The organism is Microbacterium sp., assembly GCF_051953575.1.
Taxonomy (GTDB): Bacteria; Actinomycetota; Actinomycetes; order Actinomycetales; family Microbacteriaceae; genus Microbacterium.
Map to the genome: position 1 here is coordinate 1 of NZ_JBQCIP010000101.1, position 9984 is coordinate 9984.

Consider the following 9984-nt stretch of genomic DNA (forward strand, 5'->3'; position numbering starts at 1 on the left):
CCGCGGCGAGGTCCGGGCGCGTCCTCGTCGCCGCGCGTGCGATCGCGCATCAAGGCATCCTCGAGGTCGGTCAGGCCGTGAGGCCGATTCGGGGGGTTACCGGCCGGGTAGTCCGGTAGAGCCACAGCCTAACGAGGAACCTGCCGCGAGGCGAGTGCGAGCAAGCTGTGAGATCACCCCGAGGCGGTGTTCAGCATCCCGATCAGCACGGCCGTCCACCAGCCGAACTGCGACACCACGGCGCTCCACACGCACCACGCCCGCAGCCGGCCCGGCAGCATCGAGAACCGCACCCGCGGGGGCAGCCGGCGCAGCTCGTCGGTCAGCCGCGTCATCGCGACGCCGTTCATGGCGGCCAGCAGCACGGCCGCCATCTTGAGGTCGGTGAGGGGGTTGGTGAGGTCGGGCTGCAGGAACGCGCCCGAGAAGAGCAGCCCCGCGATGCCGAGCCACGCGAGCCCGCTCACCGTCCGCTCGACGCGGCGCAGGTCTTCGAGGTGCGTGCGGCGCAGCATCCAGAGCAGTCCGCTCATCTCGAGCAGCACGGCCGAGCCGAGGCCGACGATCACCGACGCGAGGTGGACGAACAGTGCCGGGCGGTGCACCCAGTCGTGCGGGACGACCTGCGAGCCGACCCACAGCGACAGCGTCAGCGAGAGCAGCACCGCCCAGTAGCCGAGCGCGCGGTGATGCCGCGCCGCACGGCGGTTCTCGGTGAGCGTGGCGGACACGGTGCCTTTCGGGGGTGGGCTCGGCGCAGGGAACGCGCGACCGCCCCCAATCGCATCGGTGAATCCCCGCAAGCGAGATTATCGGATGCCGCGACCCCTTCCACCCCGCTAACGGGGCCGGACGGGCTCACACCTCGACGGCGAAGCGCGGCGGCGCCTTCACGAACACCAGGAGCACGAATCCGACGGCCAGGACGAGGGCGATCGCGAGGATGCCGTACAGCGTCTGGTTGCCCGCCGCGGCGATGAACGCACCCCACAGCAGCGCCGCCATCCAGCTCGCGGCGCGTCCGGTGGTGGCGTACAGGCCGAAGATCTCGCCCTCGCGTCCGGTCGGGGTGACGCGTGCGAGGAACGATCGCGATGCGGCCTGCGCCGGCCCGACGAGCGCGGCGAGCACGATGCCGGCGACCCAGAACAGCGCGCGGCCCGCGCCCGCGCCCACGAAGACGGCGAGGCAGCACGCGATGATGCCGCCGATCGCGGTCAGGATGACCGGCTTGGGCCCGAAGCGGTCGTCGAGGCGTCCCGCGAAGATGGTCGAGACGCCCGCGACGAGGTTCAGCACGATGCCGAAGATCACGAGGTCGGTGAATCCGAACCCGAACACGCGTGCCGCGATGACCGAGCCGAACGTGAACACCGCGGCCAGGCCGTCGCGGTACACGGCCGACGCGAGCAGGAACCAGAAGGTGGGCCGGCTCTCGCGCCACAGGCGGACGATCGAGCGGACCAGCTCGACGTAGCCCTCGAAGAAGTTGACCTTCTTGGTGTCGCTGCTCGGCGGCGGCTCGGGGACGCTGCGGAAGATCGGGATCGAGAACAGGATCGTCCACACCGTCGCCCCGGCGGCGATGAACTGGAACGTGGTGCCCTGCGTGCCGTCGAGGACCCCGCCGAGGATGAGCCCGACGACGATCGCGAGCGCCACGATGCCGCCGAGGTAGCCGAACCCCCAGCCGAGTCCCGACACGCGCCCGACGGTCTTGGGCGTCGACACCGACACGAGCAGCGCGTTGTAGTTGGCGCCGGCGATCTCGCCCACGACGCTGCCGAACGCGATCATCGCGACGCCGAACCAGAACAGGTCGGCCGATGCGCCGACGAACGCCATGCCGAGCTGACAGAGGATGAGCAGGCCGGTGAAGACTCCGAGCATGAGCTTGCGGTGCCCCGTCGCGTCGGCCCGCTGGCCGAGCACGGGCGCGAGAAGGGCGATCAGGATGCCGGCTGCCATGATGCCCCAGCCGAGATTCGCATCCAGCGCGCCGAGCGCGTGGCAGTACTCGGTGACCGCGTTCGCCCCCGTGTCGCAGTCGATCTTCTCGCCGTCGACCACGCCCGACGCGGCGACCACCGGGTCGAGGAAGAACGGCGAGACGAGGAAGCTCGGCACCCACACGAAGGTCAGCAGCACGGTGTTGAACGGCTGCGTCGCCCAGTCCCACAGCGCCCACGCGAAGACCCGGCGGCGGGGGACCGGTGTGTCGGACAGCGCCCCCGTGTTCAGCGCGGCGGTCGACAGCACGGGTTCGGACGGCCGGGTGGTGCCCGGGGCGTCGGCGTCCGGCGCAGGGGAGCTCATGTCGCTCAAGGTAGGACCCTTCGGTGAACGGCGGGTGCCGCCGCAGCGCGTCACCTCGGCGTGGCGCGTGGCCAGGATACGGGAGGGGAGCGGATGCCGGGCATCCGCGGCTCTCGGCGACCTGGAGCGCGCTGCGGCGCACCTGCGTCAGCGGACCGGGTCGGACCTTGCCGGGTGGTCGGCGCGCTCGAGGATCGTCACCAGCACCCCGTCGCCGTACGTCCGGGCATCCGCGAGGCGCCAGCGGGTCTTGGCGGGAGTCGCGGCCCACAGCGTGCGGCCGCGGCCGAGCAGGACGGGGAACGTCATGAGGTGGATCTCGTCGACGAGGTCCTCCGCGAGCAGCGCCTGAGCCAGCTGGATGCTCCCCGCCACGCAGATGCCACCCGCGATCTCGTCCTTGACCTTCGAGACCGCTTCGACGAGGTCGCCCGTGAGCACCGTCGTATTGTTCCATGCGGGGTCGCGAAGGGTGCGCGAGACGACGTACTTCGGCATGCTGTTGTACTTGTCGGCGAGCCGCCCCTCGTACTGCGGCCACGCGGATGCGAAGCCCTCGTACGTCCGGCGCCCCAGCAGCAGCGCCGCGGACCCGAGTGCCTCGTCCTCCTTGAACGCCTCGCCGTCGTCGCCGCGGTCGACCTCGAAGCTCCAGTCGCGATACTCGAACTCCTCCCCGCCCGGCGCCTCGACGACGCCGTCCAGTGAGATGAACTCGGTCAGCACGATCCGGCCCATCTCAGTCGCCGTCCATGAACCGTCGCAGAACCGGCGCGAGCGTCTCGGCGGTCGCGCTGTGGTTCTCGCCGGGCACCGCCTCGAGCGTCGCGGTCCGCAGGTGCTCCGCGACCGCGCGCGAACCGCCGGCGAGGTGGGGCCAGGTGTCGACGCCGTGCAGCACCAGGACGGGCACCTCCACGCGGTCCCAGAGATTCGCGCGGAGCGGGCGGCCCGACATGGTGTCGCCGACGATGCGTCCGTCGTACGCGATCGTGGGGGCGATCGCCTCCAGCCCTCCCCAGAACTCGGCATGACGCATCCCGGCGACCATCTCCGGCGGCAGGCCCGCCGCGGCGGTCATGAACAGCTCCACCGCGTCTCCGCGGCGGCCCTCGGCGACCGCCGCATCGAGCTGCTCGACGTAGTCGGCCGGCAGCGGCGGGCGCGCGTCGTCCACGACGACGGGCGGCTCGAACAGTGCGAGACGTGCCACGGGCACGCCGGCCTGCGCCGCGTGGAGCGCGAGGAGGGCTCCCGAGGACCAGCCGAACAGCGTCACCGGGCGGCCGTCGCCCGTCGCGGCGATGAGCGCCGCGAGATCCTCGATCTCTCGTTCGACGGCGTACGGCGCGGTGTCGCCGCTCCCGCCGCGACCGCGACGGTCGTAGCCGACGACGCGGAAACCGTCGGCCAGCAGGGCGGCGATCTCGGCGTCCTCGGGAGTCGTGGCGCGGGAGGCGGTGGCACCGTCGATGAGGATGAGCAGATCCCCCTCACCCGCCACGCTGTAGGCGATGGTGGTTCCGTCTGCGGATGTGACCGTGTTCTCGGACAACTGATCGAGCCCTTCTCGTCTGAGCGCGGCACTGCGCCGCGACGGGCTCCACGCTAGGTCTGCTCGGCGGACGCGGGCTTGTACAGAAGCGACAGTGCATCGCCCCCATCGGCGGCCGTCCCCAGCTGCGTGGCGGTGCGCCCGATGAACCGCTGCAGCGACCGCGCCAGGTGGGGCTGATCGTAGAACCCGAGACGGTTCACCACGTCCAGCGGCGCGGTCCCCTCGCCGAGGAGCACGGCTGCGTGCCGCGCGCGTTCGATCTGACGGATCGACCCCTGCGTGAGTCCCGTCGTGGTCGCGACACGTCGCTGCACCGAGCGGGTCCCGACCCGCGCGACCCCGCCCCACATCACGTCGTCGACGAGCGGGTCGCGGACGAGCATCCCGGCTCGGACGAGGCGGCCCACGAACTGCTCCGCGTTCTCGTAGTCCGGGATCTCCCACTCCTCGCCGCGCAACAGGAACGTGCGCGCGGTGACGCGGGGGCTCTCCATGCCGCCGTCGACGAGCCTGTCCAGCTGCAGATGGGGCATGTGGGCGCCGTGCGCGAAGGTGATCCCGAAGGATGCCGAGTCGCCCGAGACGTCCACGGCCGACGCCGCCGTCTCGGGTCCGCGGACGGCGACGCGCACGACCCCCTGCTCCTCCCAGAAGACCAGCTCCCAGTTCGACGTCGCGACGGACGTCATGCGCTCGACGCCGGAGGTCTGTCCGCGCCACACCCGCGCCACGTACGGCGAGTCCGCCGCACGGTGGTCGCTTTCGATCGGCATGCGCTCAGGCTCGCACAGTTCGCGCACCCCGGGGGCGCATCGGCGACGTCGCCGTTGGGCTAGTCTCGCGGCATGTCCGACGTGCCGAGCGAGTCCGTCGACCCCGTCGACCCCGTCGATCCCGTCGAGCCCGGGGACGCCCCGGCGCGCCGTCCGCGCGGCCGTTCGGCGCGGGCGCGAGCACGGCTGGAGGAGCAGGGCGCCGGCGCCGAGGCGTACGTCATGTACTTCAAGGAGCGCGTGTACGCCACCTTCACGGGCCTGGCGATCGTGCTCGTCGTCTCGGCCAACGATCACGCCGACCCGGAGCACGCGCTGTTCGCCCTCGTCCTCGGCGTGCTGGGGATCACCGCCGCCGGCTTCGTGTCGGACGTGATCTCGCATCTGGCGGTGCACCAGACCTTCCCGGTCGGCGCCGACCTGGCGATCCTGTTCCGTGTCGCGGGCGGGGCGATCAGCACCGTCGTCACGCCCGGCATCCTCCTGCTGCTCGCGTGGCTCGACGTGATGCCGCTGGATGCCGCGCTCCGCGTCTCGTCGATCGTCTACATCGTCACCCTCGGGGTGATCGGCTGGTTCGCCGTTCGCCGCTCACACCTGACATGGGCGAAGCAGCTGCTCGTGCTCGCCATCCTCATCGCCCTCGGCTTCGCCGTCATCGGCCTGCAGACCCTCGCCCACTCGATCTGACCGCCGCGGCCCCGAGCGGCCCTATGAGGCGGTTCGCGGAGGCGAAGGAGCCGACCCGGCGCGCCACTCGCGCTCCAGCAGTGCGTAGTGGCCGGTGTCGGTCCACTCGCCCTTCAGCCACATGTGCTCGACGAAGTGGCCCTCGTGGCGCATGCCGAGGCGTTCGCAGATGCGCACCGACCCCGTGTTGCGCGGGTCGAGCTCGGCGTACACGCGATGCAGGCCCAGTTCGTCGAACGCGAGGGCGAGCAGCAGCCGGGCGGCTTCCGTCGCGTACCCGTGGCCCTGTGCGTGCGGGGCGAGGATCCAGCCGATCTCGGCGGTGCGGTCCTCGACGCTGTGCAGCTCGAAGTACATCGTGCCGAGGAGTCGACCTGAGGCCGACCGGATCGCCGGCTGCACGTAGTCGCCCTTCGCGGTGAGCCGGGTGGCGGAGGCATCCCGTTCCAGGATCTCGGCCACCTTCTCGCGCGACCGCGCCTCGTAGAGGAGGTACCGGCAGACCTCGGGGTCGCCCTGGATCGCAGCGAGGTCGTCGAGGTCGTCGGGGCGCAGCAGGTCGAGCGTCACGCGCTCGCCGTGCAGCGGACGGAAGGACCAGTCGAGCGTCATGGCCCGCTCCCGTCGGCGGGCGCCTCGGGATTCTCGCGCGGCGGGTTGTGCATGAACTCCAGGCGGATGCCGTCGGCGTCCTCGACGAACGAGGCGTAGTACCGGTCGTTGAAGCGCGGGTAGAGCTTGGGGTCGCGCACGGCGGTCCAGCCGGCATCCATCGCGATCGCATGCAGCCGGTCGACCTCGTCGCGCGAGTCGACCGCGAAGGCGAGGTGCTGCCAGCCCACGCGGCCGTGGCGGTGCGGGCCGGTGCCGGGCTCACGGGCGGGAAAGAGGATGAGCTCGACCTCGCCCTCGGTCCACCACGAGACGCTGGCCTCGGCATCCGTGCGCTCGAAGCCGAGCGCCTGCATGATCGGGTCGTACCGCGCGATGCCGCGGTCCAGATCATCGACGGTGATGCCCAGGTGGTCGAAGACAGCCATCCGGTCAGCCTGTCACAGGAGAACTTGAGTCTGGTCGTATCAACTTTGACTTGACGGATGCCGCACCGCGGGTTTATGGTTGAGCCATCGCGACTCAACCTCGTGTGGATCGCGAGCAGACTTCCCATCAACCCCGGGCGTCGGCATCCGTCGTCGCCCATACGAAGGAGAGAACAACATGGCACGTGCTGTGGGAATCGACCTGGGTACGACCAACTCGGTCGTGAGCGTCCTCGAGGGCGGCGAGCCCAAGGTCATCGCCAACGCCGAGGGCTTCCGCACGACCCCGTCGGTCGTCGCGTTCACCAAGGACGGCGAGGTGCTGGTCGGCGAGACCGCCAAGCGCCAGGCCGTCACCAACGTCGACCGCACGGTCTCGTCGGTCAAGCGCCACATGGGCACCGACTGGACCTTCGAGGTCGACGGCAAGAAGTGGACGCCGCAGGAGATCTCGGCGCGCATCCTCCAGAAGCTCAAGCGCGACGCGGAGGAGTACCTCGGCGACACCGTCACCGACGCCGTCATCACGGTCCCCGCGTACTTCAACGACGCCGAGCGCCAGGCGACCAAGGAGGCCGGCGAGATCGCGGGCCTGAACGTCCTGCGCATCATCAACGAGCCCACCGCCGCCGCGCTGGCCTACGGCCTGGACCGCGGCAAGGAGGACGAGCTCATCCTCGTCTTCGACCTCGGCGGCGGAACGTTCGACGTCTCGCTGCTCGAAGTGGGCAAGGACGACGACTTCTCGACCATCCAGGTGCGCGCCACCGCCGGCGACAACCGCCTCGGCGGCGACGACTGGGACCAGCGTCTCGTCGACTACCTGATCAAGCAGTTCAAGGACACCACGGGCGTCGACGTCTCGGGCGACAAGATCGCGCTGCAGCGCCTCAAGGAGGCCGCGGAGCAGGCGAAGAAGGAGCTCTCGAGCTCGACGAGCACGAGCGTGAACCTGCCGTACCTGTCGCTCACCGACTCGGGCCCCGTGTCGCTCAGCGAGACCATCACGCGCGCCAAGTTCGAGGACCTCACCAAGGACCTCCTCGACCGCACCAAGAAGCCGTTCGAGGACGTCATCCGCGAGGCCGGCATCAAGGTCGGCGACATCGACCACGTCGTGCTCGTCGGCGGCTCGACCCGCATGCCCGCGGTCGCCGAGCTCGTCAAGCGCGAGACCGGCAAGGACGCCAACAAGGGCGTCAACCCGGACGAGGTCGTCGCCGTGGGCGCGGCCCTGCAGGCCGGTGTGCTGAAGGGCGAGCGCAAGGACGTCCTCCTCATCGACGTGACCCCCCTGAGCCTCGGCATCGAGACCAAGGGCGGCATCATGACGAAGCTCATCGAGCGCAACACCGCCATCCCGACCAAGCGCAGCGAGACCTTCACGACCGCCGACGACAACCAGCCGTCGGTCGCGATCCAGGTCTTCCAGGGCGAGCGCGACTTCACCCGTGACAACAAGCCGCTCGGCACGTTCGAGCTCACGGGCATCGCGCCGGCGCCCCGCGGCATCCCGCAGATCGAGGTCACCTTCGACATCGACGCCAACGGCATCGTGCACGTGTCCGCGAAGGACAAGGGCACGGGCAAGGAGCAGTCGATGACGATCACCGGCGGCTCGTCGCTGCCGAAGGACGACATCGAGCGCATGGTGCGCGAGGCCGAGGAGCACGCCGCCGAGGACAAGAAGCGTCGCGAGGCCGCGGAGATCCGCAACCAGGCCGAGACGCTCTCGTACTCGATCGAGAAGCTCATCGCCGACAACGCCGACAAGCTGCCCGACGACGTGAAGACCGAGGTCCAGGCCGACGTCGACGCGCTCAAGACGGCGCTCGCCGGAGACAACGACGACGCCGTGAAGGATGCCTTCGACAAGCTCAACGCGTCGCAGGGCAAGCTCGGCGAGGCGATCTACGCGTCGTCGCAGGCCGAGCAGTCCGCCGATGCCGGAGCGCAGGGCGCGCCGGAGGGCGAGGGTGCGGCATCCTCTGAGGAGGACGTCGTCGACGCCGAGGTCGTGGACGAGGAAGACGAGAAGAAGTAAGCATGGCGAACAAGGACTTCGAAGAGCCGGACAACGGCGACGAGGTCCTCGGCGATGAGGGGTCGGAGGCCTCGGCTGCAGAGCAGTCCGAGGCGGCCGGCCCCCACTCGCAGGGGACAGGGTCGCAGGGGACGAGCCCGCAGGACGACGCGGATGCCGACGAGCTGACGATCGAGGACATCCTCGGCGCCGCCCAGAGCGACGAGGCGGCGGTGGCCGACGCCCCCGCCCAGGAGTACGACCTGCTCCTCGACCTCAAGCGCCTGCAGGCGGAGTACGCCAACTACCGCCGCCGCACCGAGGAGCAGCGAGAGGTCGAGATCGCGCGGGCCAAGGGCGCCGTCGCGAAGGGACTGCTGCCGGTGCTCGACGACCTCGACCGTGCCGAGAAGCACGGCGATCTGACCGAGGGCTCCGCGCTCACGGCGATCGCCGAGAAGCTCCGCGGTGTCGTGGCGCGTCTGGGCGTCGAGACCTACGGCGCGGCGGGCGATGCTTTCGACCCGCAGCAGCACGAGGCGATCTTCCAGGCGCCGACGCCGGGCACCGAGTCGCCGGTCATCCTCGAGGTGGTCGAGGTGGGCTACCGCCTGGGCGCCATCGAGCTGCGGCCGGCCAAGGTCGTCGTCGCGGTTCCGGCCGAGTAAGTCGAGGGGAGGGACATGGCCAGTCAGGACTGGTTCGACCGGGACTTCTACAAGGTCCTCGGGGTCGCCAAAGACGTATCGGATGCCGATCTGAAGAAGACGTACCGGAAGCTGGCGCGCCAGTACCACCCCGACTCCACGCAGGGAGATGCGGCCGCCGAGGCGAAGTTCAAGGAGATCAGCGAGGCGTACGCCGTGCTGAGCGACAAGGACCAGCGTCAGGAGTACGACCAGATCCGCGCGATGGGATCGGGCAGTGCCCGTTTCCAGGCGCCGGGTTCGGCCGGCGGCGGGTTCGAGGACGTCTTCAGTCGCTTCGGCGGCGGCGGCGCCACGCGCGGGCAGCAGGCTGACTTCGACGACCTGTTCGCGATGTTCGGCGAGCAGGCGGGCGGTCGGTTCGGCAGTGGGCGCTTCGGGCAGCCCACCGGCGGATTCCGCGGTTTCGGCGGTCCGCAGCGCGGAGCCGACGTGACGGCACGCACGACCCTCGACTTCCAGACCGCCGTCCGCGGCGAGACGATCACGCTGCAGGGCGAAGACGGCAAGCCGTTCAAGGTGAAGATCCCCGCGGGCGTGTCCGACGGTCAGAAGGTGCGCCTGCGCGGCCGGGGACGTCCGTCGCCCGACGGCGGAGAGCCCGGCGACATCGTCGTGGCGGTCACCGTCCGCCCCCACCCGGTCTTCACCCGCGATGGCGACGACCTGCACTGTCACTTCGCCGTACCGATGACGGCGGCCGCGCTCGGTACGACGGTCAAGCTCGAGACGCTCGACGGCGAGGAGACGGTCGAGGTCGCGCCGGGAACCCAGTCGGGGACGGTGGTGACACTGCGCGCACGCGGTGTGCCGCACCTGTCCCGCGGAGTGGGCCGTGGCGACCTGCACGTGCACTTGGATGTGGTCACGCCGACAC

Annotated in this window: 11 protein-coding genes; 4 read left to right on the forward strand and 7 right to left on the reverse strand. The window is 70.4% G+C overall.

What is annotated here, in order from left to right:
- Positions 1-173: 173 nt before the first annotated feature.
- From ACTHNQ_RS06870 to ACTHNQ_RS06890, 5 genes are all read right to left on the reverse strand, one after another.
- A complete protein-coding gene (locus ACTHNQ_RS06870) occupies positions 174-731 on the reverse strand; it encodes a hypothetical protein (protein WP_018173487.1) in 558 nt (185 codons plus the stop codon).
- Positions 732-858: 127 nt separating this feature from the next.
- On the reverse strand, positions 859-2316 hold the full coding sequence (locus ACTHNQ_RS06875) for an MFS transporter (RefSeq protein WP_440332255.1): 1458 nt from the start codon (positions 2314-2316) through the stop codon (positions 859-861).
- A 147-nt stretch (positions 2317-2463) separates the two neighbouring features.
- A complete protein-coding gene (locus ACTHNQ_RS06880) occupies positions 2464-3054 on the reverse strand; it encodes a dihydrofolate reductase family protein (RefSeq protein WP_440332257.1) in 591 nt (196 codons plus the stop codon).
- A gap of 1 nt (position 3055) precedes the next feature.
- Positions 3056-3871: an alpha/beta fold hydrolase gene (locus ACTHNQ_RS06885; protein ID WP_440332259.1), complete on the reverse strand. Its 816-nt coding sequence runs from the start codon at positions 3869-3871 to the stop codon at positions 3056-3058.
- A gap of 53 nt (positions 3872-3924) precedes the next feature.
- Positions 3925-4647: a helix-turn-helix domain-containing protein gene (locus tag ACTHNQ_RS06890; RefSeq protein WP_440332261.1), complete on the reverse strand. Its 723-nt coding sequence runs from the start codon at positions 4645-4647 to the stop codon at positions 3925-3927.
- 72 nt (positions 4648-4719) lie between these two features.
- Between ACTHNQ_RS06890 and ACTHNQ_RS06895 the strand changes: the two genes are divergently transcribed.
- Positions 4720-5337 (forward strand): hypothetical protein, encoded by a 618-nt coding sequence (locus ACTHNQ_RS06895; RefSeq protein WP_440332263.1) that lies wholly within the window; start codon positions 4720-4722, stop codon positions 5335-5337.
- 21 nt (positions 5338-5358) lie between these two features.
- Here ACTHNQ_RS06895 and ACTHNQ_RS06900 read toward each other — a convergent pair whose 3' ends face one another.
- Together ACTHNQ_RS06900 and ACTHNQ_RS06905 are read right to left on the reverse strand one after the other, a co-directional pair.
- Positions 5359-5949: a GNAT family N-acetyltransferase gene (locus ACTHNQ_RS06900; protein WP_440332265.1), complete on the reverse strand. Its 591-nt coding sequence runs from the start codon at positions 5947-5949 to the stop codon at positions 5359-5361.
- Positions 5946-6377, reverse strand: a complete 432-nt coding sequence (locus ACTHNQ_RS06905) for a VOC family protein (protein WP_440332267.1) — start codon at positions 6375-6377, stop codon at positions 5946-5948. The genes ACTHNQ_RS06900 and ACTHNQ_RS06905 overlap by 4 nt, the downstream gene beginning before the upstream one ends.
- A gap of 178 nt (positions 6378-6555) precedes the next feature.
- On the opposite strand from ACTHNQ_RS06905, the gene dnaK reads away from it, so the two are divergent.
- The 3 genes from dnaK to ACTHNQ_RS06920 all read left to right on the forward strand — a co-directional run.
- On the forward strand, positions 6556-8421 hold the full coding sequence (dnaK, locus tag ACTHNQ_RS06910; protein ID WP_440332269.1) for a molecular chaperone DnaK: 1866 nt from the start codon (positions 6556-6558) through the stop codon (positions 8419-8421).
- A gap of 2 nt (positions 8422-8423) precedes the next feature.
- Positions 8424-9068, forward strand: a complete 645-nt coding sequence (locus tag ACTHNQ_RS06915; RefSeq protein WP_440332271.1) for a nucleotide exchange factor GrpE — start codon at positions 8424-8426, stop codon at positions 9066-9068.
- A gap of 15 nt (positions 9069-9083) precedes the next feature.
- Positions 9084-9984, forward strand: a 901-nt coding sequence (locus tag ACTHNQ_RS06920; protein ID WP_440332273.1) for a DnaJ C-terminal domain-containing protein, incomplete at its 3' end; no start/stop codon positions are given.

What these genes read in the sequence shown, in the direction of transcription:
- ACTHNQ_RS06880 (WP_440332257.1), bottom strand. Translation starts at nt 3,054, where the DNA reads ATGGGCCGGATCGTGCTGACCGAGTTCATCTCACTGGACGGCGTCGTC.
- dnaK (WP_440332269.1), top strand. Translation starts at nt 6,556, where the DNA reads ATGGCACGTGCTGTGGGAATCGACCTGGGTACGACCAACTCGGTCGTG.
- ACTHNQ_RS06905 (WP_440332267.1), bottom strand. Translation starts at nt 6,377, where the DNA reads ATGGCTGTCTTCGACCACCTGGGCATCACCGTCGATGATCTGGACCGC.
- ACTHNQ_RS06890 (WP_440332261.1), bottom strand. Translation starts at nt 4,647, where the DNA reads ATGCCGATCGAAAGCGACCACCGTGCGGCGGACTCGCCGTACGTGGCG.
- ACTHNQ_RS06915 (WP_440332271.1), top strand. Translation starts at nt 8,424, where the DNA reads ATGGCGAACAAGGACTTCGAAGAGCCGGACAACGGCGACGAGGTCCTC.
- ACTHNQ_RS06875 (WP_440332255.1), bottom strand. Translation starts at nt 2,316, where the DNA reads ATGAGCTCCCCTGCGCCGGACGCCGACGCCCCGGGCACCACCCGGCCG.
- ACTHNQ_RS06895 (WP_440332263.1), top strand. Translation starts at nt 4,720, where the DNA reads ATGTCCGACGTGCCGAGCGAGTCCGTCGACCCCGTCGACCCCGTCGAT.
- ACTHNQ_RS06900 (WP_440332265.1), bottom strand. Translation starts at nt 5,949, where the DNA reads ATGACGCTCGACTGGTCCTTCCGTCCGCTGCACGGCGAGCGCGTGACG.